This window comes from Chryseobacterium sp. CH21, from assembly GCF_004119445.1.
Taxonomy (GTDB): Bacteria; Bacteroidota; Bacteroidia; order Flavobacteriales; family Weeksellaceae; genus Chryseobacterium.
On the sequence record NZ_QICI01000010.1, the window covers coordinates 60,317 to 87,273 of the forward strand.

23 protein-coding genes and 3 pseudogenes are annotated in these 26,957 nt (G+C 36.4%); 14 read left to right on the top strand and 12 right to left on the bottom strand.

All coding sequences use genetic code 11. The features are described from left to right. Nucleotides 1-68: 68 nt before the first annotated feature. The 8 genes from BOQ62_RS00795 to BOQ62_RS00830 all read left to right on the top strand — a co-directional run bounded on the left by BOQ62_RS00795 (nucleotide 69) and on the right by BOQ62_RS00830 (nucleotide 9,405). Complete coding sequence (locus tag BOQ62_RS00795) at nucleotides 69-464, top strand: acyl-CoA thioesterase (RefSeq protein WP_129036549.1); 396 nt, start codon at nucleotides 69-71, stop codon at nucleotides 462-464. Next, on the top strand, nucleotides 461-1,021 hold the full coding sequence (locus tag BOQ62_RS00800) for a helix-turn-helix domain-containing protein (protein WP_129036550.1): 561 nt from the start codon (nucleotides 461-463) through the stop codon (nucleotides 1,019-1,021). Before BOQ62_RS00795 ends, BOQ62_RS00800 begins: the two co-directional genes overlap by 4 nt. A 230-nt stretch (nucleotides 1,022-1,251) precedes the next feature. After that, complete coding sequence (locus BOQ62_RS00805; protein ID WP_228413510.1) at nucleotides 1,252-4,089, top strand: copper-transporting P-type ATPase; 2,838 nt, start codon at nucleotides 1,252-1,254, stop codon at nucleotides 4,087-4,089. 5 nt (nucleotides 4,090-4,094) lie between these two features. Then, the gene (locus tag BOQ62_RS00810) at nucleotides 4,095-4,823 is read left to right on the top strand and encodes a DUF72 domain-containing protein (protein WP_129036551.1); all 729 of its coding nucleotides are present in this window, start codon (nucleotides 4,095-4,097) and stop codon (nucleotides 4,821-4,823) included. Between the two features lie 283 nt (nucleotides 4,824-5,106). Beyond that, complete coding sequence (locus tag BOQ62_RS00815; protein WP_129036552.1) at nucleotides 5,107-5,970, top strand: polysaccharide deacetylase family protein; 864 nt, start codon at nucleotides 5,107-5,109, stop codon at nucleotides 5,968-5,970. 74 nt (nucleotides 5,971-6,044) lie between these two features. Next, the gene (locus BOQ62_RS00820) at nucleotides 6,045-6,704 is read left to right on the top strand and encodes a YggS family pyridoxal phosphate-dependent enzyme (RefSeq protein WP_129036553.1); all 660 of its coding nucleotides are present in this window, start codon (nucleotides 6,045-6,047) and stop codon (nucleotides 6,702-6,704) included. A gap of 56 nt (nucleotides 6,705-6,760) precedes the next feature. Next, a complete protein-coding gene (locus BOQ62_RS00825) occupies nucleotides 6,761-7,945 on the top strand; it encodes a sigma-54-dependent transcriptional regulator (protein WP_129036554.1) in 1,185 nt (394 codons plus the stop codon). A gap of 98 nt (nucleotides 7,946-8,043) precedes the next feature. Next, nucleotides 8,044-9,405: an MATE family efflux transporter gene (locus BOQ62_RS00830; protein ID WP_129036555.1), complete on the top strand. Its 1,362-nt coding sequence runs from the start codon at nucleotides 8,044-8,046 to the stop codon at nucleotides 9,403-9,405. 175 nt (nucleotides 9,406-9,580) lie between these two features. On the opposite strand, the gene BOQ62_RS00835 is transcribed toward BOQ62_RS00830, so the two are convergent. Both BOQ62_RS00835 and BOQ62_RS00840 read right to left on the bottom strand, forming a co-directional pair. Further along, the gene (locus tag BOQ62_RS00835; protein ID WP_129036556.1) at nucleotides 9,581-10,084 is read right to left on the bottom strand and encodes a GNAT family N-acetyltransferase; all 504 of its coding nucleotides are present in this window, start codon (nucleotides 10,082-10,084) and stop codon (nucleotides 9,581-9,583) included. 365 nt (nucleotides 10,085-10,449) lie between these two features. Then, a complete protein-coding gene (locus tag BOQ62_RS00840) occupies nucleotides 10,450-11,013 on the bottom strand; it encodes a Crp/Fnr family transcriptional regulator (protein WP_129036557.1) in 564 nt (187 codons plus the stop codon). A gap of 76 nt (nucleotides 11,014-11,089) precedes the next feature. Between BOQ62_RS00840 and BOQ62_RS00845 the strand changes: the two genes are divergently transcribed. Further along, on the top strand, nucleotides 11,090-11,779 hold the full coding sequence (locus BOQ62_RS00845; RefSeq protein ID WP_129036558.1) for an HAD family hydrolase: 690 nt from the start codon (nucleotides 11,090-11,092) through the stop codon (nucleotides 11,777-11,779). A 136-nt stretch (nucleotides 11,780-11,915) separates the two neighbouring features. On the opposite strand, the pseudogene BOQ62_RS00850 reads toward BOQ62_RS00845, so the two are convergent. Further along, nucleotides 11,916-14,317, bottom strand: a pseudogene (locus BOQ62_RS00850) (prolyl oligopeptidase family serine peptidase). Nucleotides 14,318-14,436: 119 nt separating this feature from the next. Between BOQ62_RS00850 and BOQ62_RS22280 the strand changes: the two are divergent. Beyond that, nucleotides 14,437-14,586 (top strand): bacteriocin-like protein, encoded by a 150-nt coding sequence (locus BOQ62_RS22280; RefSeq protein ID WP_164976648.1) that lies wholly within the window; start codon nucleotides 14,437-14,439, stop codon nucleotides 14,584-14,586. A gap of 65 nt (nucleotides 14,587-14,651) precedes the next feature. Here the strand turns inward: BOQ62_RS22280 and BOQ62_RS00855 are convergent, their stop codons facing one another. Together BOQ62_RS00855 and era are read right to left on the bottom strand one after the other, a co-directional pair. Further along, on the bottom strand, nucleotides 14,652-15,080 hold the full coding sequence (locus BOQ62_RS00855) for a DoxX family protein (protein ID WP_129036559.1): 429 nt from the start codon (nucleotides 15,078-15,080) through the stop codon (nucleotides 14,652-14,654). A gap of 65 nt (nucleotides 15,081-15,145) precedes the next feature. Next, the gene (gene era / locus BOQ62_RS00860) at nucleotides 15,146-16,021 is read right to left on the bottom strand and encodes a GTPase Era (protein ID WP_129036560.1); all 876 of its coding nucleotides are present in this window, start codon (nucleotides 16,019-16,021) and stop codon (nucleotides 15,146-15,148) included. A 321-nt stretch (nucleotides 16,022-16,342) separates the two neighbouring features. On the opposite strand from era, the gene BOQ62_RS00865 reads away from it, so the two are divergent. From BOQ62_RS00865 to BOQ62_RS00875, 3 genes are all read left to right on the top strand, one after another. Then, entirely contained in the window at nucleotides 16,343-16,906 is a 564-nt protein-coding gene (locus BOQ62_RS00865) for a Crp/Fnr family transcriptional regulator (protein ID WP_129036561.1), read from the top strand. Between the two features lie 226 nt (nucleotides 16,907-17,132). Continuing rightward, nucleotides 17,133-17,465, top strand: a complete 333-nt coding sequence (locus tag BOQ62_RS00870) for a DMT family transporter (protein WP_077414420.1) — start codon at nucleotides 17,133-17,135, stop codon at nucleotides 17,463-17,465. Nucleotides 17,466-17,606: 141 nt separating this feature from the next. Continuing rightward, a complete protein-coding gene (locus tag BOQ62_RS00875) occupies nucleotides 17,607-18,317 on the top strand; it encodes a T9SS type A sorting domain-containing protein (RefSeq protein ID WP_129036562.1) in 711 nt (236 codons plus the stop codon). Nucleotides 18,318-18,372: 55 nt separating this feature from the next. On the opposite strand, the pseudogene BOQ62_RS00880 reads toward BOQ62_RS00875, so the two are convergent. The 5 genes and pseudogenes from BOQ62_RS00880 to gpmI all read right to left on the bottom strand — a co-directional run bounded on the left by BOQ62_RS00880 (nucleotide 18,373) and on the right by gpmI (nucleotide 23,303). Then, nucleotides 18,373-19,139, bottom strand: a pseudogene (locus BOQ62_RS00880) (class I SAM-dependent methyltransferase). After that, the gene (map, locus tag BOQ62_RS00885; protein WP_129036563.1) at nucleotides 19,139-19,948 is read right to left on the bottom strand and encodes a type I methionyl aminopeptidase; all 810 of its coding nucleotides are present in this window, start codon (nucleotides 19,946-19,948) and stop codon (nucleotides 19,139-19,141) included. The pseudogene BOQ62_RS00880 and the gene map overlap by 1 nt, the downstream one beginning before the upstream one ends. Before the next feature lie 154 nt (nucleotides 19,949-20,102). Then, the gene (locus BOQ62_RS00890) at nucleotides 20,103-20,534 is read right to left on the bottom strand and encodes a BT0820 family HAD-type phosphatase (protein WP_129036564.1); all 432 of its coding nucleotides are present in this window, start codon (nucleotides 20,532-20,534) and stop codon (nucleotides 20,103-20,105) included. Nucleotides 20,535-20,634: 100 nt separating this feature from the next. After that, a pseudogene (locus tag BOQ62_RS00895) lies at nucleotides 20,635-21,611 on the bottom strand (acyl-ACP desaturase). A gap of 150 nt (nucleotides 21,612-21,761) precedes the next feature. Beyond that, complete coding sequence (gpmI, locus tag BOQ62_RS00900) at nucleotides 21,762-23,303, bottom strand: 2,3-bisphosphoglycerate-independent phosphoglycerate mutase (protein WP_129036565.1); 1,542 nt, start codon at nucleotides 23,301-23,303, stop codon at nucleotides 21,762-21,764. A 206-nt stretch (nucleotides 23,304-23,509) separates the two neighbouring features. On the opposite strand from gpmI, the gene BOQ62_RS00905 reads away from it, so the two are divergent. Continuing rightward, the gene (locus tag BOQ62_RS00905) at nucleotides 23,510-23,833 is read left to right on the top strand and encodes a translation initiation factor (protein WP_129036566.1); all 324 of its coding nucleotides are present in this window, start codon (nucleotides 23,510-23,512) and stop codon (nucleotides 23,831-23,833) included. Between the two features lie 2 nt (nucleotides 23,834-23,835). Here the strand turns inward: BOQ62_RS00905 and BOQ62_RS00910 are convergent, their stop codons facing one another. Further along, entirely contained in the window at nucleotides 23,836-24,735 is a 900-nt protein-coding gene (locus BOQ62_RS00910; protein WP_129036567.1) for a leucine-rich repeat domain-containing protein, read from the bottom strand. 57 nt (nucleotides 24,736-24,792) lie between these two features. Further along, nucleotides 24,793-26,946, bottom strand: a complete 2,154-nt coding sequence (locus BOQ62_RS00915; protein WP_129036568.1) for an alkaline phosphatase PhoX — start codon at nucleotides 26,944-26,946, stop codon at nucleotides 24,793-24,795. Nucleotides 26,947-26,957 lie beyond the last annotated feature (11 nt).

Below are 26,957 nucleotides of genomic sequence, written 5' to 3' on the forward strand. Positions count from 1 at the left end.
AATAAATATGATTCTTTTGAAAACATCAGCTTTTAACACTAAATTTGTACTGCAAATTATTAAAAAATATGAACTACCATACCAGAAAATGGGTAAAACCCGAAGACTTAAATCCTAACCACTCACTTTTCGGAGGAAGACTCCTTCAATGGATAGATGAGGAAGCAGCACTCTATGCCATTATTCAGCTGGAAAATACAAAAGTGGTCACCAAATTTATCTCTGAAATTAATTTTGTCAGTTCCGCCAAACAGGGAGATATTATAGAAATAGGAATTGAGGCTTCTCATTTCGGATCCTCCTCTATTACGTTAAGATGTGATGTGAGAAACAAAATGACCCATCAAACTATTATTACGGTAGAAAAAATTGTCATGGTAAACCTTGATGCAGATGGTAATCCCGCTCCTCACGGCAAAACCCAGATTGAATTCGTAAAAGACAGGTTAAGCAACGGCCTATGAAAATCTTTATAAAGAACATGGTCTGCAACAGATGTATTGCTGCGGTAGAGAATATCTTCCGCAATGCAGATGTAGAAATAAGTACAGTCTCATTGGGTGAAATAGAAACTGAAACTGAAATTTCTCCAGAGAAAATGCAGATCATAGAAAAAGAACTGCTAAATACAGGCTTTGAAAGGATCATGGATTCTGCCCATCAGATTGTAGAAAAAATCAAAAACCTGATCATCCTAAAAATAAGCGATCTCGATATTTCAGAAGATTTTTTACTATCAGAATTTTTAAGTTCGAAAATTCATAAGGATTACAGCTCGCTTTCAAAAACATTTTCACAAAACGAAAACATTACATTAGAGCAATTCTTCATTCTTCAGAAAATTGAAAAAGTAAAAGAACTTCTTCTCTATAACGAATTCAACCTTACTGAAATTGCAGGAAAGCTTGGCTATAAAAGTGTACAGCATCTCTCTTCCCAATTCCGAAATGTAACCGGGTTCACTCCTACTGAATTCAAAAAGCTTAAAGAGCACAACCGAAAATCGCTCGATAATCTATAAGTTTGAGGGTTTGAGAGTAAAAGAGTTGAATATTCCTATTTCACTTACAAACGCTCAAACCCTACAACTCTCCCACTCTAACACTCTCCCACTCTCCAACCCTAAAACTCACACTAGCCTAATTTTATAACTATTATCCTTAAATTTATAACAACCTTAGTTTTCCATTTTGGAAATTTGTACTATAAATTTAAAATCATGGAACAACAGTATAAAATACTCGGAATGACGTGTTCCGGCTGCCAGAAAAAATATCCAACCAACTGAACAGTGTTGATGGTGTTAAAGCCGATGTAAATCTGGAAAACAATACCGCAACCATTTCTTCTGATCATGGAGTAAAGCTTTCAGTTTTAAATGATGCTTTGGCAGAAATAGGAACATACAGACTAGAAGATCCCAATGCTCCTGAGACAGCTTTTGTAAAACCTCAGGATCGTGTATCTCCATCTTCGGTATACTATTGTCCAATGGAATGTGAAGGAGATAAAGTATATTTCAAACAGGGAGAAAGATGCCCTGTCTGCAAAATGTACCTGGTTCCTATTGAAGAGAAACTTGCCAAAGACCCCAATCATAAACCTGTCTATTCATCAACCAATCTTCCTGAAAACTTTAAAGATAGTATCGGAAAACACTATTGTCCTATGTTTTGTGAGGGTGATAAAGTGTACGATCAAAAAGGGGAATGTCCGGTCTGCCATATGGATTTGGAACCGATCACTGAGGAACTTGCACAAAAAGCAGCTTCACACCAACATAATTCCCATTCTCACTCTCACCATCATCATGATCATGACCATCATAGCCACAATCATGAAGCTCCTAAAGTAACTGATGAAATGGCAGGCAGATATTATTGCCCCATGTATTGTGAAGGTGACAAAACCTACGATTCTAATGTAGGATGCCCTGTCTGTGGGATGGATCTTGTAAAATATCCGGAAAAGAAAACCGCAAAATACACCTGTCCGATGCACCCGGAAATCATTCGTGATGAACCTGGAGACTGCCCGATTTGTGGAATGGATCTCGTAAGAATGCCAGACAATAATGATGATGAAGAGGATGAAACCTACAACCTATTAAAAAGAAAATTCATTACTTCATTAGCATTTACGATTCCGGTTTTTATTCTTTCAATGGGTGGAATGTTTATCAATTTCCCTTTCTCACATCAGGTTCAGGGGTTTATTGAACTTGCTTTAACACTTCCGGTTCTATTTTATTCAGGCTGGTTTCTGTTAAAAAGAGGTTGGGTTTCCTTCAAAACATGGAATCTCAACATGTTCAGCCTTATTGCCTTGGGTGTAGCAGCAGCATTTATTTTCAGTATTGTGGCTTTAATTTTCCCAGACATTATTCCCCATGAAATTCGGGGTCATAATCATGAAATTCCGTTGTATTTTGAAGCGGTCTGTGTGATTTTAACCCTTGTTATTTTAGGCCAGCTGATGGAAGCTGCAGCTCATAAAAAAACAGGGAACGCCATCAAAGAGCTCATGAATCTTTCTCCGGATGAAGCCAATCTTATGGTAAACGGTGAAGAAAAGAAAGTTCTGCTTTCTCAGGTGAAAATAGGTGATTTATTGAAAGTAAAACCCGGCGAAAAAATTCCGGTAGACGGAAAAATCATTGAAGGTAATTCTATCGTTGATGAAAGTATGATCACGGGAGAACCCGTTCCTGTAGAAAAAAATATTGACGATAAGGTATCTTCCGGAACCATAAACGGCAACCAGGTATTCATCATGAAAGCTGAAAAAGTAGGTGATGAAACCCTGCTTTCACAGATTATCAAGATGGTGAATGAAGCCAGCCGCAGCAAAGCCCCTATCCAGAAGCTTACAGATAAAGTTTCAAAAGTTTTTGTTCCCGTGGTTATTCTTATCGCAGTACTTACTTTTATTCTGTGGCAGTTTTTCGGGCCGGAAGGAAAAAGAAGTTTATTTGCTTTCGTGAATGCTGTAGCAGTTTTAATTGTAGCTTGCCCATGTGCGCTTGGTCTTGCCACTCCTATGTCTTTAATGGTAGGAATAGGAAAAGGAGCTAAAAACGGTATCCTGATCAAAAACGCTGAAGCTCTTGAGCAAATGAATAAAGTAAATGTTCTGATCACTGATAAAACAGGAACTTTAACGGAAGGAAAACCTTCTGTTGAATATATTGAAACAGTAAATGGAGATCAGAATCAGATTTTAAAACTGGCTTTTTCTTTGAATCAAAACTCTGAACATCCGCTTTCCAATGCCGTTATAAAAAGAGCAAAGGAAGCGAATATAACGGCTGAAAAAGTAGATCAGTTTGAAAACATTTCAGGTAAAGGTGTGAAAGGAAATATCAACGGTAAGACAGCATACCTGGGAAATGAAAATCTTCTGACCTCACATCAGATTTCCATTCCGGAAAACCTGAAACAAAAAGCGGTAGAAGTACAATCAAAGGCGCACACCATTTCTTACATCGCACAGGATCAGCAAGTGCTTGGATTTATAAGCTTTACAGATAAAATCAAGGAAAGTTCTAAAAAAGCAGTGAAGCAGCTCATGAGCGAAGGAATTGATGTCATCATGATGACGGGAGACAATGAACATACCGCAAAAGCTGTCGCTGATGAATTAGGTATCAAACATTTCAAAGCCAACTGTCTTCCTGAAGATAAACTGAATGAAGTAAAAAAACTCCAACAACAGGGTAAAATCGTAGCAATGACCGGAGACGGCATCAATGACTCTCCTGCTCTTGCCCAGTCTGATGTGGGAATTGCCATGGGAACAGGAACCGATGTCGCCATTGAAAGCGCAGAGATCACTTTATTAAAAGGAGATATTCTAGGTGTTGCAAAAGCAAAACTTTTAAGTGAAAAACTTCTTAAAAACATTAAAGAAAACCTGTTCTTCGCATTCATTTATAATGTTTTAGGTGTTCCGGTAGCGGCAGGATTATTGTATCCATTCTTTGGAATTCTGTTATCTCCTATGATTGCAGCAGCAGCTATGAGCTTTAGCTCTCTTTCTGTGATTCTGAATTCATTGAGATTAAATTCCGTAGATCTGGATATAAAATAACTATCATGAAAAAAGAAAATCTTTACATAGGATGTTCAGGATTTTATAATAACGACTGGAAAGGGTCTTTATATCCCGAAGATGCTAAGAGTAAAGATTTTCTTTCTTTATATTCAAAAACATTCAACGCTGTAGAAATTAATTCTACTTTTTACAGGAAACCGACATCAAAGACATTATTAAAATGGTATGATGAAACTCCTGAATCATTCAGGTTTTTTATTAAAATCCCAAAATCCATTACCCATCAAAACAGACTTGAAAATTCCAAAGAAGAAATTTCAGTTTTTTGCAGCCATATTCAAAATAACTTGAAGGATAAGCTTTCCGGTTTTCTCTATCAGTTTCCTCCTTCTTTTAACAATACTCCGGAAAATACAGAGCGTATTGTTAATACTATAGATCGCAATTTTCTGAATGTCATCGAATTCCGTCACAACTCATGGTGGCAAAAAGAAATCTTTGACCTTTTAAAAGATCTTAATATGATCTTTTCAGGTGTAAGCTTTCCCGCTGATCTTCCTGAAGAGATAATTATCAACCATCCGAATATTCTTTATTACAGACTTCATGGCAAGCCCATTCTTTACAAATCTGAGTATAGCAAGGATTTTTTGGATGAACTTGCAGAAAAAATTAAAAACAGCGGGAAAACGACTTATATATTCTTCAATAATACCTGGGGAGCAGCTGCCATTAAAAATTCACTGTATTTAAAATGTCTTTTAACATAAAATCAGCTGATGTTGTTAAAATAAAATAATTCTCCATAATATGAAGAATATCGAAACTTTAACAAATATAGAAAAAGACTATCGTTTTACTATTTATAAATGTTAAAATAAAAATAAAACTAAATCATAAATTTACAATTCAATTGTTAATGGAAAAAACCCCTAAAATAAAGTTCTTAAAATAACCTTAAAAAGAAAAAACACTGCACAGCATGGCATGTAATTTGTTAATTTTCACATGTTATTTTTAACGATTTTTAACAATTTAAAATCCATTATCTTTATGAGAAAAATTTTTGCGGGAAAGTCAAAAAATAAGACTTTTCTCGGGATGTTTGCATTGGTGAGTGCATCTTCGGCTTTATTAAACAGCTGTAATTTCAAGAATGAAGTGAATGACCCCGTCGTCAGTTCACAACAACATCCTTCCGCAGAAATAGTCCCAAAAATGGACGATGAAAACGTAGACCCGGATAAAAGAGTGATCTACCTTACCTTCGATGACGGTCCCAACCAAGGAACCGAAAACCTTTTAAAAATTCTGGACAAAAGAAACGTTTGTGCAACCGCCTTTCTGGTAGGTAAACATGCTTATGGAAGCAAGAGACAAAAAGACGATCTTCTTCTTTTGAAGCAGAACCCTCTTGTGGAACTTGCTAATCACAGTTTCACCCATGCCCATAATAAATACACAGATTTTTATAGAAATGCTGAAGGCGTAGTCCACGATTTTGATATCGCCAAAGACAGCCTGAAGCTTTCTGATAAAATTGCCAGAACTCCGGGAAGAAATATCTGGAGACTCAATAATATTAATGTAACGGATATCAAAAGCTCAACTGCTGCTGCAGACGGTCTTAAAAAGGCTGGCTACAAAGTAATCGGTTGGGACCTTGAATGGAGACCTTCCCAAAAAATGACTTTAAAAGGAAGCCATGAAGCGATGATCAAGAAAGTGGACAGTATTTTCTTTAATGATCTTGAAAAAACATCAAGACACCTTGTTTTCCTGACTCATGATCAATATCTGAGAGATGCGGATTCTATCAACGAACTGGATCTTTTTATTGAAAAACTACAGAAGAGCAATAAGTTTGTGTTCAGAAAGATTTCTCAGTATCCTAAGATAAATGAAGTACTGAATTAATTTATTGTAAAAAGCACAATCTAAAATGTATTGACGGCTAGTAACTGTCAGAGAATTTTCGGAAATTTGCATCTATGAGTATTAAAGAAAATTATAACGCTATAAAAGACCAGCTGCCATCCCATGTTCAGCTGGTTGCTGTTTCCAAAACACATCCGGCTTCCGCAGTTCAGGAAGTGTATGATCTCGGACAAAAAGTTTTTGGCGAAAATAAGGTACAGGAACTGATGGAAAAAGCACCTCTTCTTCCTCAGGATATCCACTGGCACCTTATCGGTCACCTGCAAACCAATAAAGTAAAATATATTGCTCCTTTCATCGATACAATACAAAGTGTGGATTCTGAAAAATTATTAACAGAAATAAGCAAAGAAGCAGGAAAAAATAACAGAACGATTAAAGTTCTTCTTCAGGTAAAAATTGCTGCTGAAGAGACTAAATTCGGTCTTGAAATTTCGGAAGCCCAGGATCTGTTTCAGAAATATATTGAGGGTAAATTTCCTCATGTAGAAATCACCGGATTAATGGGGATGGCAACATTTACGGATGATGAGCAACAGGTTAGAAATGAGTTTTTAATCCTAAAGGGGCTTTTTGATGAATTAAATCAATTAAAAACAATAATTACCTTATCAATGGGGATGAGCGATGATTTTCCTATAGCCATTGAGTGCGGGGCTAATTCTGTGAGGGTTGGATCTGCCATTTTCGGCAGAAGAGACTATTCAAAATAGAATATTTAGGTATGGTTTTTGCTAATAATTGAAACAAAAAATTTAAATTTGCAACTATGCAAAAAATCCTTATCGTAGAAGACGAAAAAGCAATCTCGGGAGTACTTCACAGTATTCTTTCGGATGAACTCACCGATTATGAATTTGTTATCGCCGAAGACGGCCTTGAAGGTTACAAACAGGTAGAAAAAGAAGATTTCGCATTGGTGATTTCTGATATTAAGATGCCTAAGGTTTCAGGAACCGAACTTTTGAAGCAAAGTCTTGCACTAAAACCAGAAACTACTTTTATTATGATTTCAGGCCACGCAGACATTGATTCTGCTGTTTCCTGCCTGAAAGAAGGTGCATATGATTTTATCTCTAAGCCTATTGATATCAACAGATTGATCACAAGTGTTAAAAACGCTTTGGCAAAAGAGACATTGAAGAAAGAAAACAAAAATCTTCAGACTGAAAACAAAACTTTAAAGAGAAAAGTAAGCAAAAAATATCAGATGATTGGTGATTCTCCTGCTTTGCAGAAGATCCAGGATATGATAGAAAAAGTAGCAGCTTCTGATGCCAGAGTTCTTATTACAGGGCCTAACGGTGCCGGAAAAGAACTGGTAGCTCATGCTATTCACAACCAAAGTGACCGTGCAAGAGGTCCAATGATTGAAGTAAACTGTGCTGCCATTCCATCTGAACTTATTGAATCTGAACTTTTCGGACACGTAAAAGGATCTTTTACAGGTGCTATTAAAGATAAACAAGGGAAATTTGAGCAGGCTAACGGAGGTACAATCTTCCTTGATGAGATTGGAGATATGAGTCTTATTGCTCAGGCTAAAGTATTGAGAGCTCTTCAGGAAAGCAAAGTTTCTCCTGTGGGAAGTGATAAAGAAATTAAAGTAGACGTAAGAGTAATTGCGGCTACGAATAAAAATATGCAGAAAGAAATTGAAGAAGGGAAATTCAGAGAAGACCTTTACCACAGACTTTCTGTAATTGAAATCTATGTTCCGCCATTGGATGAAAGAAAAGGAGACATCAAATTGCTTGTTGAACATTTTTCTGGTATGATTGCTGATGAGCATGGTACAGCTGCGAAAAAGTTTGACGATAAAGCTATTGATGCTTTAAAAGCGCTTTCATGGACTGGAAATATCAGAGAATTAAGAAACGTTGTTGAGAGGTTAATCATTCTTGGTGGAAACACTGTTTCTGAAGGTGACGTTGCAAGTTTTGTAAGGAAATAATAAGCTATTATTTACCATATTATAAAAATTTGCAGTGTTACCGCTGCAAATTTTTTTTTGCCCTATTCAATTATAAACTATATGAATCTTAAAATATTATGAACTTTTTAAACAAAAACTATACAAAAGAATGCCTGACTTTGGCTCTGCCTGTGATGCTAACCCAGGTAGGGCAGGTTTCGGTAAACTTATTCGATAATATTATTGTCGGAAAACTATTGGGTGCTGATGCATTGGCATCTGTATCATTGGGAAATGCTGTGTTTTTCTCCATATTTGTATTAGCTTTGGGCTTTTCATTTGCCATTCCGCCTTTGGTTTCGGAAGCGCATTCCAGAGAGGACCATGCTACAATCAATTCGGTATTCAGTCATGGTTTTATTATCAATATGTCTGTTGGGATTATCCTGATGGTCATATTACTGATGGGAATGCCACTACTCTATCACTCCGGACAGCCTGCCAAGATTATTCCGGATACGGTAAGCTTCCTAAGTATAATGGTGGTCAGTATGATTCCGTTTATGGCGTTTCAGACACTTCGTGAAGTATCTGAAGGACTTTCCTATACAATCGGAGTTACCAAAGCTACTATTATTGCCAACGTTATCAATATTGTTTTAAACTATGTCTTTATCAAAGGACTTTGGGGAATTCCTCCAATGGGTGTAAAAGGATCTGCTTTAGCAACCTTGATTTCCAGAGTTTTCATGGTGGTTTTCCTTTATTTTGTTTTGCTTAAAGAAAAAAGAACAAGACGTTATATCAAGGATTTTTCTTTAAAAATTCAGGTTTTCTCAAAAAAAATGTTTGATAAAATGGTAAAATTGGGGTTACCTACCGCTTTACAGATGTTTTTTGAAGTAACAGCTTTCGCCGGAGCTGCATTTATCTGCGGATTGATCTCTGCTCATGATATTGCTTCTCACCAGATCGCTTTAAGTATGGCTTCTTTCACCTTCAACCTTTGTGTTGGGTTTAGTGTTGCTTCTACTGTAATGATCGGAAGAAAACTTGGAGAACAAAATTTTATTGAGTTGAGAAAAGTAGGTATAAACAATCTAAAGATCGCCTTTATTTTTATGTGCATCTGCGGATTGGTATTTATTTTAGGCAGAAACATCCTACCTACATTCTTCACGAAAAAAGAAGAAGTGGAAGTTATTACACTGGCTGCAAAACTGATGATTATTGCTGCGTTATTCCAGCTTTCTGATGGAATTCAGGTAACGGCTTTAGGAATGCTGAGAGGACTACAGGATGTAAAAATCCCGTCCATTTATACTTTTATCGCTTACTGGGTCATTACTATTCCTTTGGGCTATTTCTTCTGTGTCACATTAGAAATGGGAGCATTCGGAATGTGGATCGCACTCGGACTGGGATTAACGGTTTCTGCCGTTTTTCTGGTGAAACGATTCTTAAATATGTCTGCAAAAAGAATTAAGCAGAATTCATAAAAACAAATAGCTGTTTCAAATTTGAGACAGCTATTTTTTATATTCTTTCGTTTTGCAGCTTAATCGCAGATTTCACGGATGAACGCAGATAATTGTATATAATTATTTTTTTATAGATTAAATGCTTATAAATTCGTTTTACACGTTTATCTTTTCTCTTTCTTCACAATTATAATTACTCTATCCTTTTTCCTAAGATTTTCAGACTTCTTTCCACCCCATCCAGAATGGCTACATTAGGAAGGCTTCCCCAATCTTCAAACCCAAAATGTCTGAACAGCTTTAAACTTGGTTCATTATGAAGGAAAATAAGGGCTACCAGGTTTTTTACTCCAAATTTTCCGGCATTATCAATACAATACTGAAGAATGGTTTTTCCATATCCTTTTCCTCTGCTCGTTTCATCCAGATAAATACTTACTTCTACAGTACCACTGTATGCAGCCCTTTCATGGAATGAACTGAAGCTTACCCAGCCCACAGCCTGCTTCTGATGATCTTCAACCACCCAAAGAGGTCTTGTTTTGGGATTATGTTCTTCAAACCATTTTAGTTTGCTTTCTACAGAGACTTCTTCCATGTCTGCAGTTACCATTCTTGAGGCAATTGTTGAGTTGTAGATGGCTACGATTTTATTTAAATCTGCCAACTCAGCATTTCTGAACTTTAATGTTTCCATGAATATTGTAATTCAACTTATTCTCATGCAAAAATACTAAATTTTAAAATCACCCCTATGAATTTCAAATACTTTATCTAAATTTTAATATTAAAATAGAACAACCCCTTGAAATAGCATCAACATTTATATCAGTTTTAATATTTTATTTTTTTGAAAATCGCAAAGACGCAATGGAATTTAAGTTTTTTATGTTTTTAAGGCGCAAGGATTTTATCTCCGATAAAATTGAATGCTGATTATTTTGTTGAGTGATGATAATTATTTGCTGAAAATCTCATAATGGGCGAAGTCGAAATGTTTTACAACTTAAAAATTAAAAAAATAGCTTGAAAAAACTTTGCGCCTTTACGTTTACAACAAAATCATTTCAAATTTTTTAAAATTCTGTTCAAGCTTCTCACCGCAATTCCCAGATAAGCTGCCATATCTTCTTTGGAAATCTGAATATTCTGCTTCGACTGCATTTGCAGCAGCTGTTTTAAGGTATGCTCTACCGTATATAACTGTTGATAGGATGCTCTGCTGGAAGTATTGATAATACGTTCCGCAAAAGATTCTAAAAGAAGATTGTTCAGGGTAAGATCATTTTTAATCAAAGCTTTAAAAGCAGGAATCTTTATTGCATACACCGTAACTTCCGTGAGCGCTTCAATACTGCACAGACAGTTTATATTCTTGATCAATTCCACTTCTCCTATTACTTCCCCGCTCCCCAGAAATTCTACGATATATTCTTTTCCGTTCTCTTCAACAAAATAACACTTGACAATTCCTTTTTTAATCAGCATGACATGGGTGGGCTGATGATCCTGTATCAATATTTTATCTCCTGCTGAAAAAGATTTTACTGTAATATCATTACTACCGTTCTGCTTTCCATACAGCTCGTCAAGATAGTTCAAAAATGTCTGATTCGTCCTTAACATATTCACCTGGGACAAATGTCCTTTGCTTATTGAAATTTTATATTGAATTTTGAAGTCAGAAAATTACAAAACAAAAATGAATAATCATATTACAACCATTGCTTTTGACGCGGATGATACGCTTTGGGTCAACGAACCTTACTTTCAGGAAGCAGAGAAAGAATTCTGCAGACTGCTTGAAGATTATCTTCCGCAACATTCGGTATCACAGGAATTGTTTAAAACAGAAATGCAGAATCTTCATTTGTATGGTTACGGAGTGAAAGGATTCATGCTTTGTATGATTGAAACCATCGGTAGAGTTTCCAATAACACAGCATCATTAGAATTGGTCAACAAAGCGATTCAACTAGGCCAGGAACTTCTCCAGAAGCCTATTGAACTTTTGGATGGCGTTACAGAAACTCTTGAAAGTTTAAAGGGAAAATACAGGCTGGTTGTGGCTACAAAAGGAGATCTTCTGGATCAGGAGCGTAAACTGAAAAATTCGGGATTACAGGATTATTTCCATCATATTGAAATCATGAGTGATAAAAAAGATAATGATTATAAAAAACTGTTGAAACATCTGGACTGTCAGCCCGAAAACTTTCTGATGCTCGGAAATTCTATCAAATCGGATATTTTACCGGTACTGGAAATTGGAGGTTCTGCTGCTCATATTCCTTATCATGTGACATGGAGCCATGAACAGCATGATGTTAATCTGGAACATCCTAATTTTATGGAGCTTAAGAGCGTTGATAAGATTTTGAAGCATCTTTAATTTTTTTAACCATTAAGTTTTATGAAGAGGATAAGATGATTAAGATGAGCTTCGCTTTAAGTTTTAATACAACTTCCTTATTATATTTTTTAATCAAAAAAAGAGACTGTTTATAGTAAACAGTCTCTTTTATCATTTATTTCTTCAGGCACTTTTCAAGGAACTGATCCTGTTCCCATAAAAGGTGGAAGATATTTTCTTTGGCCTGATATCCGTGGGCTTCTTTTGGAAGAAGAACCATTTTCACCGGAGCACCCAGATTTTTCAATGCCTGGAAATATCTTTCCGTCTGCAAAGTAAATGTTCCAGGGTTGTTATCTGCATCACCATGAATCAGAAGAAGCGGAGTTTTCATTTTATCTGCATTCATGAATGGAGACATCTTGTTATAAATATCCGGAATATCCCAATAGTTTCTCTGCTCGCTCTGGAACCCAAATGGTGTCAAAGTTCTGTTATACGCTCCACTTCTTGCAATTCCACATGCAAAAAGATCAGAATGTGTAAGAAGGTTTGCGGTCATAAATGCACCATAAGAATGTCCTCCTACAGCGACTTTCTTTCTATCGATATACCCAAGATGATCTACAGCATCAATTGCTGCAGCAGCATTGGCTACCAATTGAGGAATAAATGTATCATTAGGCTCTGTTTTTCCTTCACCGATAATAGGGAAAGCGGCATCATCAAGGACAGCATACCCTTTCGTTGTCCAGTATACAAAAGATCCGTAGTATGGGAATGTAAAATCATTCGGGTTTTGGGTGTTCTGTCCTGCAGTATTTTTATCTTTATATTCTGTAGGATAAGCCCAGATCAACAATGGAAGCTTCTCTTTTTTTGCTTTTCTGTCATAATTGGCAGGAAGATAAAGGGTTCCAGTTAAGGTAACTCCATCATTTCTCTTGTAAGTAATTACTTCTTTGTAAACGTCTTTGATGCTTTCAAAAGGGTTTGCAAAGTTGGTTACCGCTTCTGCTTTGTTAGATTTGATATTCTTTTTGAAGTAATTAGGATAAAGGCTTGGTGACTGTTGAGTCGTAAGAATTTCCCCCTTTGAAGCGTTAAGAATATCAATTATTTCTTCTTTACCGTTCTTTACATTAGAAGTGTAAAGTCTTTTCTTTTTCAACGATTTCACATCCATTTCATCAATAAAAGGATGCTGCCCGTCTTTGGTAAACCCGTCTCCGATAAGATAGGCTTTACCACCTTTCATATCGATTACATATCTTCCGTACTGGTTTTTCGTGGTGTTGAAATTTCCAGGATCACTGTAAACATCCTGATAATTTCTGTCATCAAAAACTTTAGATTCTCCGTTATTGGTATCTATAAGGTAAGATTTTGTATTTCTTGTATCATACCAGCCTTCAGAAACAATAGCATAATGATCATTAGTCCAAACCACATCATCATATCTCTGTTTTGTTTTGAAGAAAGATTTCGGAGCTGCTGTAAATGGAGCTTCCCATGTAAAAACCTCGTCTCTGTAATCTGCTGCTTTAGACTGATCTCCTCCATCCAAAGCTTCAGCATAGGTAATCGTTGCAGGAGCATCACTTCTCCAGGCCATATCTCTTTTTCCTGTTCTTACGGATGAGAAACCTTTCGGCATAATTTCATTCAAAGGAACATCATTTACTGTTTTTACAGCATTTCCTTTCATATCATACACCACTGTTGTTGATGGGAACCTGTTCAACGGAACGATATAAGAAAATGGTTTTTTGATGGTTGTAGCCATCAGATAATTACCGTCTGGGGAAAAACTTAGGCCGGCATACATATCCTGATCTTTCAGTTTCTTAAGATTTCCTGTAAGATCTACACTGTAGATTTCCGAAGCAGTAAGCGTTTCAAAGTTTTTCTCATCTTGAGGATTTTTCAAAAGATCCTGATATGTTCTGTTTTGAGAAACTTTACCGTCTGCTGTTGAAACAATCGGGCCTGTCGGAAGGTCTTTGCTTGCATCAATAAGAGCAGGTCTGTTTTGCGGAATTGCTCTGATCAGGAAGCTTTGAGAGTCATTATACCATACATAAGGCATTCCTAAATTGGCATTCAGATTATCTGCAGTAATTTTTTTGGCAGCAGCGGTTTCCATATCCACTACCCAAAGCTCTACTCCTTTAGCTGTTGTATTGGTAAATGCCAGCTTTTTTCATCCGGAGAAAATGAAACATAGGTAATTTTCGGATTGGAAGGCAGATTTTTTACCTGAATCTCATTTTTATCATTGATCTTTCTGATCTTCAGATTATTCGAGTAGGTAGTACTGCTTGAAATATTGGTAACCGGATTAATTCTTAGTCCTCCAAGTTTCATTTCCTGCTGACTAAGATCTTCCAGTGTTTTATATGTTGGACGATACGTAAAAACCACCCAATCTTTTTTGCTGTTCATCAGAACGCTTGGCGGTCTTTGATAGTCTGCCAGTTTTAAAATCTCTGCAGAGGGTTTCTGGTAAGTGATATTCTCCTGTGCATCATAAAAATTGAGAAATGCCAGAAGGCAGATGGTCAGTTTTATCTTCATATAAATTCATTTTCTACGAATGTAGTGAATTTTGAAAGATTTATAAAATCAAATAAATAAGACACTTTTTAGTGTTGTATTTATTTTTTTATTACATTTATCTTACAAATTAAAATAATATGAAAAATTTAAAAAAATTATCAAAAGTACATTTAAAAACAATCAACGGCGGAAGTGCCCCATTATGTGATCCAGGATTCATGGCTTGCAGAAGAAGAGATGAAAACGGAAAACTGATCTGGGATTGCTTACCTAACTGCAATTATTAAGAACAGACAAGGCGCTTCAATTTCTGAAGCGCCTTGTTTTATTTTGTATTGTTCTTATTCTAAAATTACCATTCTGAGGCTCTTTTTCTTCTCTCAATCATATGATCTACTGAGATCTTTCCTGCTCCGATTACCATCAATAAAAGATAAACGGAAAGGTAAACGAGAGCCATTTCTCTTTTTTCAAAAGGATCTGCACCATGCACCACAAACCCAGCAATGGCCATCGTAAAGATCAAAAACCCTAAAGAAACTCTTGTAAAAAGCCCTAATATAAGGAGTATTGAACATGCAAATTCAGCAAAAACCGTAAGGATCAGTGATATCTGAGGGCCCAGTCCCATAAAATCGAAAAACTCGATTTTACCGCCTGCCAATAGCATCTGAAGTTTTGGAAAGCCATGAGAAAGCATCGCAAAACCTACAAACACTCTCACCACTAATAAAACAATATCTTTAGGTATTGAGCTTGAATTTGAATTATTATAGTTCATGTACTAAAAATTTATACTAAGGTAATGAAAATCTTTTAATACAACGGGATTCCGGCGGTTTTAGTTTAACGGTAACCGAAATTTTTAAGATCTCTGTCGTTCTTTCTCCAATCTTTTTTCACTTTTACAAATAGATTTAAGTGAATTTTTTTGGTGAAGAATTTCTCAAGGTCCATTCTTGCTTCTGTTCCCACTTTTTTGATAGCCTCCCCTTTGTGCCCGATAATAATTCCTTTCTGAGTATCTCTTTCTACATAAATAATAGAATCTATGAAGATAATTCCTTCTTTCTCCTTGAACTGTTCCGTTACTACTTCTACAGAATATGGAATTTCTTTATCATAATTCAGAAGAATTTTCTCACGAATTGCCTCGTTTACAAAAAATCTTTCAGGCTTATCCGTATACTGATCTTTATCGTAATAAGGAGGATTCTCGGGAAGTAATGATTTTATTTTAGGTAAAATAACTTCTGTATTAAAGGCGTTCAATGCAGAAATAGGTAAAATTTCAGCTTTAGGAATTCTGGCATGCCAGTCTTCAACCAGTTTTTCAAGACCTGCCTGATCCGTCTGGTCTACTTTATTTAACAGAAGAAGTACGGGTACCGGGATTTTATTCAGTTTATCAATTAAAAATTCTGAAGGTTCTGCTTTATCAGTAACATCTACAATAAACAGGAAAACATCGGCATCCTGTAGAGAGTCCTTTACAAAATCCATCATTTTCTCCTGTAATCCGTATTTGGGATCCAATACTCCGGGAGTATCGGAAAATACGATCTGAAGATCATCTTCATTATAAATTCCAAAAATTCTGTGACGGGTTGTCTGAGCTTTCTGCGTTACAATCGCCAACTTCTCTCCCATTAATTGGTTAAGTAAGGTAGATTTTCCCGCATTGGGCTTTCCAACTATATTTACAAATCCTGCTTTGTGCATAAAAATAATATTACGAACTGCAAAGTTAGTAAAACAAAATTGGTCTTTACGGTTAATCTTAATTTTTAAAGAAAAAAGAGAGTTATATTGTGAAATACAGGATTGTAAAAGCTCAAACCACCCCGTCAAAAATTCTCTGAATTTTCGACACCCCTCCAATGGAGGGGAATCTTGCTCTTTCCGTTGTAATATTGACAATAAATAAATTGAATTCGGAAGAGTTTTGATTATATGCACTGCAATATTTCTTATAAAAATTACCCCATAATTTTGTATTGCATTAGTTAAAACTGATATTTTTGACTATTAGAATTCATCTTTATGAATATAGACCAGATTCTTGACAAGGTTTACCTTCTTCCTGAAGCATCGAAAAACAGTTTAAAAGAGCACATCACAGAGGTTTCGCATCCTAAAGGCTTTTGTCTGATGGAAGCTGATAAAGTGATTCCTTATCTGTATTTTATCCGAAAAGGAATTGCGCGAGCGTACTCTTCAACGGCTGACAATGATATCACTTTTTGGTTCGGGAGTGAGGGGCAATGCATTCTTTCTATGAAAAGCTATGTAGAAGATAAACCCGGCTATGAAAGCATCGAATTACTGGAAGACTGCGATCTGTATAGGATGGAAACAGAGAATCTTCGAAAACTCTTCAATGAAGACATTCATATTGCCAACTGGGGAAGAAAACTGGCAGAAGCAGAGATGATAAAGTCTGAAGAACTGATTATTTCACGACAATTCAAAACTTCACTGGAACGTTATAAAGATATTATGGCTTATCAGCCTGACTTATTGAAAAGGGTTCAGCTTGGTTATATCGCTTCTTATCTTGGGATTACGCAGGTGAGTTTGAGTAGAATTCGGGCGGAGATAAAATAATCTCGATTTTGAGGATGGAAGATAGATGCTATGATAGCCGATTAAGAAATCTCGCTCAATTTTATTAATTAAATGAGAATGCTAAGTAGTTATCATATGAGAAAATAACTTCCAGCCTCCAGCTCCCATCTTCCCTCCTCTAAAAATATTCTCAATTTCATTTTTAACAATTGTAAAATTTTTTCTCCATTCAAATCCAGAAATTTGCAGGAGTAAAAATTTAAAAATGAATTGGTTAATATTAGTTATCGCGGGATTATTTGAAGTGGCCTTCGCCTCATGTCTGGGAAAGGCAAAAGAAACATCAGGAACGGAGATGTACCTGTGGTATACCGGCTTTTTGATAACAATGACAATCAGTATGCTTTTGCTGATCAAAGCGACTCAAACGCTGCCTATCGGTACTGCTTATGCGGTATGGACAGGAATCGGGGCTGTGGGAACTGCTTTAATGGGAATTATTTTCTTTAAGGATCCTGTAAGCTTTTGGAGAGTTTTCTTCATTGTAACGCTTATTGGTTCTGTTGTAGGATTAAAAGCTGTATCTTCATCACACTAGAGAGTGCATAAACTTCTATCTATATTTAAAAATGGAAACCGTCTTCTTAGTGAAGGCGGTTTTTTTAATCATTTTTTATCATGATTAAATTGAATCAGGAAAAAGAAATTCTTTTATATCTTTACCACAAACTTTTAACTTATGAAAAAAATTCTATTCCTTTTAGTAGGCGGTTTACTGACTGCCCAGCAAACCTCCGAATTACTTTCCAATACCTGGTATATTTCCAAAATGGCAACAAGCAGCGGACAGACCACGAATACTCCATTAATTGATAACGGAGTTCCCCCTACTACCTTCAATTCAGCTGGAGGGACAAGTTATGTTATTAATTCCAAATATTACAATACTTCTATGATGGGTTTCGGGGTTATGCCGGGAAGCAACAATCTTATCAAAACATCGAGTTCATGCACTCTTTTGTTTTATAACGGAGGTAATGCAGCCCCTGTACGTGCTTATGATCAGAAAAACTGTGATATTTATGGTTTAGGAGCTTACGCATCAATATACAGCTACCAAATTATAACCAACGGCAACGTAAAGACTTTAATAATGACAGACCCTTCAGGAAATAAGATCTACTATAACAATACTGACCAATTGAGTACTAAGGAAGTTGCTGCAGCAACGAAAACGTTTAAAACATATCCTAACCCCGTAAAAGAGGTTTTAAACATTGAAAATATTGAGAAAAATCTTCCGCTTAAGATATACGATCTGTCAGGGAAACTGATATTTGAAACAACCACTAACAGCAGTAAAATATCCATTGATACGAACAGCTTATCAAAGGGACAGTATGTTGTAATGGTGGAGAATTATAAGTCTTATTCTTTTATCAAAGAGTAAAAAAAGCATTTCATTCATATAAAACCCCGTTTCAATAGTTGAAACGGGGTTTATCTTATTTTTTGTAAACTACAGGTAAGATTTCGTTATGTCTTAATCCGTATTTTTTTATTTCTTCTTCAGAGAATTTCTGTGAATAGAAGTTCTTTTCTATTTCGAAGCCTGCTTTTTTTAGGCGGTCAAAATAATCCATTCCATACCAGCGAACATGATCGTACTGTCCGAAATGTTTCTGACGTTCTTTTGGATCTTTAATAGTAAAATCTTCATAAGTTTTCTCTAATGAATTTTTCATCGGAACCTGAAGGATTCCCCATCCACCGGGTTTCATTACCCTGTACAATTCGCTCATTGCTTTTGCATCATCTTCGATATGTTCCAGAACGTGGTTACAAAAGACAATGTCAAAGCTGTCATTTTCAAAGGTAGATCCAGAATATCAGCCTTCACATCTACAATAGGAGAATAAAGGTCTGCCGAAATATAATTCAGGTTGCTCATTCTCTTGAATTTCCTTAGAAATTCCTGTTCAGGAGCAATGTGCAGGACTTTATAATTTTTGATAAAAAAATCAGTTTCGTTTTGAAGATACAGCCACATCTGACGGTGTCTTTCCAAACTTAAAGTTCCCGGAGACAATGCATTTTCTCTTTGTTTTCCATATCCGTAAGGAAGGAATTTCCTGTAAGATCTTCCATCAATAGGATCATAGAACTGGTCTCCTTTGAAAAACTGATAAATAAGCGGTCTTGCCCAGATGCTCATTTTAATAAGCATAGGACGTGGAATTTTATTCAGTAAAAGCTTCGTTACCTTTTTCATTAAAAATCCAGTTGGAACTGCTTTTCTTCATCACTTACAATCCCTAAAGCTTCATATACATAATCAAATGTTGAAAGCAATACCGGCTTACCATTGATCACGGCTACATCATGTTCGAAGTGAGCAGATGGCATATTATCTAAAGTCGTTACTGTCCAGCCGTCGTTATGGAACTTCACTTTTTCAGTTCCCATGTTAACCATTGGTTCAATAGCAATTGCTAAACCATCTTTAATTACTTTTCCGCTTCCTTGTCTTCCGTAGTTTGGAACTTGTGGATCTTCGTGCATTTTTCTTCCCAATCCGTGCCCTACAAGTTCTCTTACCACTCCATATCCTTCTTTTTCACAATGTGTCTGGATAGCATGGGAGATATCTCCTATTCTTTTTCCTCTGACAACCTGCTCAATTCCTTTGTATAAAGATTCCTTGGTAACCTGCAGCAATTTTTTAACCTCAGGCTTCACTTCCCCGATTTCAAATGTATAGGCATGATCTCCTACAAAACCGTTCAGAATAACTCCGCAGTCTACAGAAAGAACATCTCCTTCTTTCACTACATCATTGTTTGGGAAACCATGAACTACCTGCTCATTCGGCGAGATACAAAGAGAGTTTGGAAATCCTCCGTATCCTAAAAATGCAGGTTCAGCACCATGATCTTTGATAAAATCATGTGCCAGTTTATCTAAGTATAAGGTCGTAATCCCTGGTTTGATTTCTTTAGCCAACATTCCCAATGTTTTAGAAACCAGTCGGGCACTCTCCTTCATCAGACGTAATTCGTCTATCGTTTTTAATTGAATCATTGTATATAGATGTTAGATATTAGATGTTAGAAGCTAGATTACAGCATTATGTGTATTTCTATATTGTAACAATCTATAAACTTTTTCTGATAAAAGCAGAAGCTTTGATTTGCTATTAAAACTAATTTCTAATATCTAGCTTCTAATTTCTCTTTTACCAGAAAAGTCCTTTTTTCTTTTCTTTTTTAAGTTTTGAATAGGCAAGAACTTCTTTTCCTTCTACACGGAATTCTATTCTCTCCTGAATAATGTTGTAGATCTCACCCCATCCCGGGAATCCTCCTAAGTTTCTGTCATCAATAAACCAATCTGCATCTAATTTTCTGGATTGGGTTTCAGGATCAAAAACTTCTCCTTCAAAGCTTGAGTTCACTGCATAAAACTCTACTCCATTTTTCTGGCAGAATTCTACCGCTTCATCTAAAGCTCTTCCGTGTCTGTAGGTCCAGAGAATAAGTCTGAAACCTTCTGCCTGAAGTCTTTTTAATGTTTCGAAAGCAAAAGTTTTTGGTTTCCCAATTGCCGGATAAGCGTCATCAACAATAGTTCCGTCAAAGTCAACAGCAATCTTTTTATTATTTAACATTTTGTTCTTTTTTTAGCCTTGCAAAGATAAGAAATAAAAAGAGTGCCCAAAAGAAAGGCACTCAATACTTTTATATTTTAAATAATAAATATAGATCTCATTATTTTTTTACCCAGCTAAACTGGAACTGAAGATCCGGAGTAGAAACTCTGTCTGTGATCTTCTGAAGCCTTGCAGGAAGCTTCATCAGGTATTCCTGAGCTTTTTCTGCTTTTTCTGTAAGTCCCTTTACGTGCTCAATTTTCCATTCATCTAAAAGGTCTTTCATAATATTGATATAGTCCTGACCTGTGTACACCATACATCTTTGTGCAGCATCTGAGAAATGTCCCCAAAGCTCTCCGGCTTTTTGTCCGGACTGTCTCATTAGGTGAGCAGGCATTACAATTTTCTTACGCATCATATCTTCAAATGCAAGAATCATTTCCGAAGCGTCTACTTCAAGAATTTTTGCTACGAAATGTTTGTATGCTTTAGCGTGTCTTGCTTCGTCTGCAGCAATTACACCACACATTTTAGCCAATTTCCCGTTTCCTGATTGTTTTGCCAGTGTACCTACTCTTCTGTGAGAAATATTGGTCGCTGTTTCCTGAAAGCTTGTATAAATAAAGTTTCTGTACGGATCCATACTTGTACCCAAATCGAATCCGTCATTGATAAGGTACTGAGTAGTGATTTCCACTTCTCTCATGTTTACTCTTCCACACAGATAAAGATATTTGTTTAGTAAATCTCCGTGTCTGTTTTCTTCAGCAGTCCATGCTCTTACCCAGTTGGCCCAGCCTACTTTTTCTTCCTGATTGATACCATCAACACCCATTAACCAAGATTCATAAGAAGGAAGTGCTTCTTCTGTGATACAGTCACCGATCAGGGTTACAAAAAGATCGTAAGGCATTTCACGGGCAAAAGTCTGAATTTCTTCTAAGTCATGTTTGAATTCATCACTTGAAGGATCTGGTAAATAATCGGAAGGCTGCCAGATTTTTCAATTGGCGTTAAAAATTTATCAAGAAAAGAACCTACTTCCTTTTCCAATAATCCCATTACTTCTTTCCTTACAAGCTTTTGATACATTTTACTATTCAGTTTTAATTTACAAAGATAAGATTTATTTATTATTTGGCGCATAATAAAGTATGCAAGTCATATATTATCTGACATAAGTCATAAAAAAAATGCCGCTATAAAGGTATAACGGCATTTTTAAGACAATATTATTGAATTTTAATTAACCAAAACGTCTCCAGTCATTGCATCTGGTATTTCAACCCCCATTACTTTAAGGATTGTAGGGGCTACATCGCCCAGTTTTCCTGGTTTTAAATTCCATGTATGATCTTTATCCATTACAATAAATGGAACAAGATTCGTTGAGTGCTGAGTATTAGGTGTGCCGTCCGGATTCATCATTACATCAGAATTTCCGTGGTCAGCAAGAATAAAGACAGCATATCCGTTTTCATAAGCGGCTGTAGCTACTTTTTCGATACACATATCTACTACCTCAGCGGCTTTTACAGCAGCTTCAAAAACTCCTGTGTGCCCTACCATGTCTGTATTGGCAAAATTTAAACACACAAAATCAGCAGTTCCGTTTTCCAGTTCCGGTACGATGGCGTTTGTAATATCATAGGCTGACATTTCCGGCTTCAGATCGTAGGTAGGAACGTCTTTCGGGCTTGGGCATAATAGCCTTCTTTCACCATTAAATTCCTCCTCTCTTCCTCCTGAGAAGAAGAAAGTAACGTGCGGATATTTTTCTGTTTCTGCAATTCTAATCTGGGTTTTTCCATTTTTTTCAAGAATTTCACCCATGGTTTCTGTTAATACATTTTCATCAAAAACGACCTGTACATTCTGGAATGTTTTATCATAGTTCGTTAATGTGATATAATAAAGGTTCAACTTTTTCATATCATATTCCGGGAAATCTTTCTGAGAAAGAACTTCTGTAATCTCTCTACCTCTGTCTGTACGGAAGTTGAAGCAGATCACCACGTCATTATCAATGATTTTAGCCACCGGCACCACATTTCCTGTAGCGGTAGTATTCATTAAAATGATTGGTTTCAGAAATTCATCGGTAACATTGTTATCATAAGAGGCTTTAATAGAAGCCAAAGCGTCTGTTGATGGCTCTCCTACTCCTTCTACAAGGGCATCATAAGCCAGTTTTACGCGTTCCCACCTTTTATCTCTGTCCATGGCATAGTATCTACCTACTACTGTTGCCAATTTTCCTGTAGTAGCTTCCATATGCTTCTGAAGCTCATCAATAAATCCTAATCCGGAGTGCGGATCACAATCTCTACCATCGGTAAATGCGTGAACAAAAACGTTCTCATTCAATCCGAATTCTTTTGCAGCGGTCAGTAATCCTTTTAAATGATTAATATGGGAATGTACTCCTCCATTGGAAACCAATCCAATAAAGTGTACTTTTTTATTTTCTTTTTTGGCGTATTCAAAAGCATCCTGAATCACTTTTTCCTGTCCCAATGTTCCATTTTCAACGGCCATGTTTAGTTTTACCAGGTTTTGGTATACTACTCTCCCGGCTCCCAGATTCATGTGTCCTACTTCAGAATTCCCCATTTGTCCGGCTGGTAAACCTACCGCTAATCCACTTGCTTCAAGCGTAGTATGTGGAAATTTTTGATAGCAGCTGTCTATGAATGGTGTATTTGCTTTATCTATTGCGGAAACGTCCGGGTTTGTTCCCAATCCCCATCCGTCAAGAATGGCCAGTATTGCTTTTTTTGACATTTTGTAAAACTTTTGTTAGACAAATTTACCTAATTTCCTAGGAATAGAAGAATTTGTAGCCTCGAATTTTATGGATTGCTGATGATCCATTAATTACTTTTGAAATTTGCCTGTGTCAGGGTTTAAAACCTTGACACGGTTTGAAAAATTGAAATTTCGTTGATTATTTCCGTTCATTAATCCATAAATCTTTTTAATTTTGCGGTATGGATTTACGAGATCAATTGAAGAATCTTTTTCCTGATCATGACGAGCAGGATTTTGAGATGCCTGAAGAAGCATTCAAGCAGAAAGAGCCTTTGGTATGCAAATTTGAGAAAAAAGGGAGAAATGGTAAGCCTGTAACGATTGTTGAAGGCTGGGAAGGCAGTGAAGATGACCTGAAAAAAATCTCAAAGAAAATAAAAACCACCCTGGGTATAGGCGGTTCTGAGAAGGATGGAACGATTATCATTCAAGGAGATAACCGTGATAAAATCATGAATATCCTTAAAGAAATGGGATATAAAACCAAACGTGTTGGCGGATAGATCTAGAAATAGATCTGGGTCTCCGGAAGTAAGGTTTTTAAGTTTTCAATGGTAGATTTTTCTATAGGATTTCCTGTAAGAATCAATGTTTTCAGATTTTTAAGCTGTTTGATTTCTACAGGAAGGTCTTTCAAATTATTATTGGCCAGATTCATACTGACGATATTTTTCAGTCCTTTTACTTTGGGCGATATTTCTGTAATATTATTTCCGCTTACATTTAAAAATTCAAGATTTTTTGATTTGAAAAGGTTTTCGGGAAGTTTATTAATGGCATTCTGCTGTAATTCCAGATATTTTAAATTTTCAGGAAAAGACAAGTTTCCAAGGTCATTGATCTGATTATCTGAAAGGTTCAGAAATTTCAGGTTTTTGATTTGATCCAGCTTGTCTGCAATAAAGCTGATCTGGTTTCCCTGAAGATTAATTTCTTCCAATGCCGGAATTTCCATGAGGGCTTCAGGAAAAATATTCAGGTTGTTGGCATCAAAATGGACTACTTTTAAGTTTTGAAGCTTTGCAAGATTAGGGTTAATCCTTGTCAGGCTATTCAGATTCATTGAAAAAGTAGTCAGTTTTTTAAGCTTACTTACCTCATCCGGAATATATTTAATACTGTTTTCGTTGACATTTAATATTTCCAGTTCTTTCAGAGCAAACAGTTCCTGATCCATTTTCTCCAGCTTATTTGCCATAATATTCAAAAAGAACAATGAATCCAGTTTTACAATCTGAGGAGGAATATTAAATAATCCTTTCTCTCTGAAACTCATACTGTACACAGTCTTTTTACTGTTTAAAGCATCTTCAATATTAGTAAAAGTGGGATATTTCACCGGATCAATCTGAGCCTTGATCTGAGAAAGTGATAATATGGAAATAAATAGGAAAAGCTTTTTCATAAAGATAAAAGGTCTGCCAGCAGCCAAAGCCACTGACAGACAAGAATTATAAATAATTTATTTCTTTAAAAGTTTAACTGTTTTCTGGAAACCTCCTTCAGCTTCAATATTTAAAACTAAAACTCGTGATCCTTCTAACTGTTGTGTAAAATCAAGGTCCAATGCTTTGTTGATACCGTTAAATTTCTTCGTGTAAACGATTTTCCCATCCATGCTGTAAGCTGTTACAGAAATATCTTTCAATCCTTTTGGTGAATTGATTTTTACGATTCCGGAAGTTGGGTTTGGAGCTACTGTTACTGTATTTTCTGCAGTTTTGTTTTCGATAGTTCCTAAAGTTCCTTCAATTCCTAAGTTATTTTTAAGTGCAATGACGATCGTTGCTGATTTCCCTTTATAATCGATAGTATTTCCTGTTGCATCAACATCTGTAGAAATTGTTGAATCCGGATGTTGGATAGAGAAGAAACCAAATTTATGATCAGGGGTAAATGTCAATCCTGTAGGTTCTGAACCAGACGGCATAGAAGCAAATAATCTTACTTTAGGATTGGCCTGTGTATGGTCAGGAGCAATTACCCAGATATAATTTTTACCTCCATCCTGAAGCACCCAAAGGTTTCCAAGTTCATCGAAAGTAAGGTTGTCATTTCCGTCTCCCCAAGCTTCAGATTTCATTCCCTGAGCCGTGTTGAAAGAATATACGGAAGAACCTCCACCTACAAATGTTTCCACCTGAGAAGCTGTAGTTCCGTTGTCCTGCAGACGGTATACTCTGTCTAATCCTTTAGCTGTAAAATAGATTTTCCCATCCAACGGGCTGATGTCAACATCTTCCACTCCATTAAATTTTGTACCTCCTACTGATAAAGCATTGTTATTAGTATTGTTCTGGTCTGCTTTGGTTTTATTCGGAACCTGAACCCATGTTGCCGTAGTTCCTACCGGATCTCCAGCAGCAGTTAGCCCCTGATCTAATTTCAGAACATAAAGGTTTCCTGAAGAAAGATCATTTGGAGTATCCAATACATATTTGTACACCATGTGCGTTCCGCCATCCTCTCCATAATAAGCTGTAGTTCCTGCATTATTAACGACTACATTTTCATGGTTCATGATTCCCATCTGCCATAGCTTACCTTTGGAGCCGTCGGTATTTTTAGAAATCACCTGTGCTGTTGCAGGATCAATCTCTACCAACCAACCATAATCTTTGTATCCGTCAGCATTCACATCGTTAGAGGTAACCGATTCTTCTGCTGTTACTATAGTTCCCCAAGGGGTAACTCCTCCTGAACAGTTTCTGATAGTTTGTACCAGACTAGGATCCGAGAAACTTACTGCTCTTGATTTTGTCAGCTGCCAAAGCTTTGAAGCAGCATTATAGTTAATTTCTGCCATAGTAACTCCTCCGGGGTTTGTTTCATGGTTTACAGAAAGATATCCATTGGTGCTGCTACCTGCTTTTGCAACATAACCTGTAAAGTCGTTCTGACCTCCAACAAATCCTCCCCCTTCAGTATAGCTGTCTCCTTCTTTTAGGATAAGCTGGTATTTGTGTTCAGCAGGAATAATTAACTTATTGGTCTGTGCTGTAGGAACAATTGAAGTAAAACAGCTGATATGAGTTCCGTTACAAGTTACAGGTGTAGTTGTATTGGTGGTTGTTTTAAGGTAAGCATCAATTCTTAAATCTGAACTGGTAGTACTTCTGTTATGCAATTCAACAGAAATTCTATTGACACCGTTTACAAATTTTGATTTTGGAATTGAGAAAATATTATAAACATTCTCTGCCGCCCCATCAATAGTGGCGGTTGAAAAAGTATTGAACGTCACAGCTCCCGCAGGCATATTGTCTCTTACTACTTCTTCTCCGTTAAGGTACACAATGATACCGTCATCTCTCATTACACCAAGCTCCATATTATCAGAAAGTGTGGAAAGATCTACTGTAAAATCTTTAGCAAAATAAGCTGTAGTAAGCCCTGAATTGATTGTTGTGGTTACAGGATCTCCATATCCTAACGGACCATTTCCAGCTGCCCATGTTGAAATGTCATAGGTCTGAGCATTCCATCCTGTCGGCTGAGCCTGATTGTTATCTTTGTAGCTCCATGACGCATTTTTATTGAATATAAATGTCTGCGCATGAATCCCAGAACTTGCCAAGATAGCCAAAGCTCCCACTGTTAGTAGTTTTTTCTTCATTTTTATTTGAT

Bases quoted from the DNA above. Each gene is read 5' to 3' on its own strand.
- BOQ62_RS00795 (WP_129036549.1), top strand. From the start codon at position 69: ATGAACTACCATACCAGAAAATGGGTAAAACCCGAAGACTTAAATCCT.
- BOQ62_RS00800 (WP_129036550.1), top strand. From the start codon at position 461: ATGAAAATCTTTATAAAGAACATGGTCTGCAACAGATGTATTGCTGCG.
- BOQ62_RS00810 (WP_129036551.1), top strand. From the start codon at position 4,095: ATGAAAAAAGAAAATCTTTACATAGGATGTTCAGGATTTTATAATAAC.
- BOQ62_RS00815 (WP_129036552.1), top strand. From the start codon at position 5,107: ATGAGAAAAATTTTTGCGGGAAAGTCAAAAAATAAGACTTTTCTCGGG.
- BOQ62_RS00820 (WP_129036553.1), top strand. From the start codon at position 6,045: ATGAGTATTAAAGAAAATTATAACGCTATAAAAGACCAGCTGCCATCC.
- BOQ62_RS00825 (WP_129036554.1), top strand. From the start codon at position 6,761: ATGCAAAAAATCCTTATCGTAGAAGACGAAAAAGCAATCTCGGGAGTA.
- BOQ62_RS00830 (WP_129036555.1), top strand. From the start codon at position 8,044: ATGAACTTTTTAAACAAAAACTATACAAAAGAATGCCTGACTTTGGCT.
- BOQ62_RS00835 (WP_129036556.1), bottom strand. From the start codon at position 10,084: ATGGAAACATTAAAGTTCAGAAATGCTGAGTTGGCAGATTTAAATAAA.
- BOQ62_RS00840 (WP_129036557.1), bottom strand. From the start codon at position 11,013: ATGTTAAGGACGAATCAGACATTTTTGAACTATCTTGACGAGCTGTAT.
- BOQ62_RS00845 (WP_129036558.1), top strand. From the start codon at position 11,090: ATGAATAATCATATTACAACCATTGCTTTTGACGCGGATGATACGCTT.
- BOQ62_RS22280 (WP_164976648.1), top strand. From the start codon at position 14,437: ATGAAAAATTTAAAAAAATTATCAAAAGTACATTTAAAAACAATCAAC.
- BOQ62_RS00855 (WP_129036559.1), bottom strand. From the start codon at position 15,080: ATGAACTATAATAATTCAAATTCAAGCTCAATACCTAAAGATATTGTT.
- era (WP_129036560.1), bottom strand. From the start codon at position 16,021: ATGCACAAAGCAGGATTTGTAAATATAGTTGGAAAGCCCAATGCGGGA.
- BOQ62_RS00865 (WP_129036561.1), top strand. From the start codon at position 16,343: ATGAATATAGACCAGATTCTTGACAAGGTTTACCTTCTTCCTGAAGCA.
- BOQ62_RS00870 (WP_077414420.1), top strand. From the start codon at position 17,133: ATGAATTGGTTAATATTAGTTATCGCGGGATTATTTGAAGTGGCCTTC.
- BOQ62_RS00875 (WP_129036562.1), top strand. From the start codon at position 17,607: ATGAAAAAAATTCTATTCCTTTTAGTAGGCGGTTTACTGACTGCCCAG.
- map (WP_129036563.1), bottom strand. From the start codon at position 19,948: ATGATTCAATTAAAAACGATAGACGAATTACGTCTGATGAAGGAGAGT.
- BOQ62_RS00890 (WP_129036564.1), bottom strand. From the start codon at position 20,534: ATGTTAAATAATAAAAAGATTGCTGTTGACTTTGACGGAACTATTGTT.
- gpmI (WP_129036565.1), bottom strand. From the start codon at position 23,303: ATGTCAAAAAAAGCAATACTGGCCATTCTTGACGGATGGGGATTGGGA.
- BOQ62_RS00905 (WP_129036566.1), top strand. From the start codon at position 23,510: ATGGATTTACGAGATCAATTGAAGAATCTTTTTCCTGATCATGACGAG.
- BOQ62_RS00910 (WP_129036567.1), bottom strand. From the start codon at position 24,735: ATGAAAAAGCTTTTCCTATTTATTTCCATATTATCACTTTCTCAGATC.
- BOQ62_RS00915 (WP_129036568.1), bottom strand. From the start codon at position 26,946: ATGAAGAAAAAACTACTAACAGTGGGAGCTTTGGCTATCTTGGCAAGT.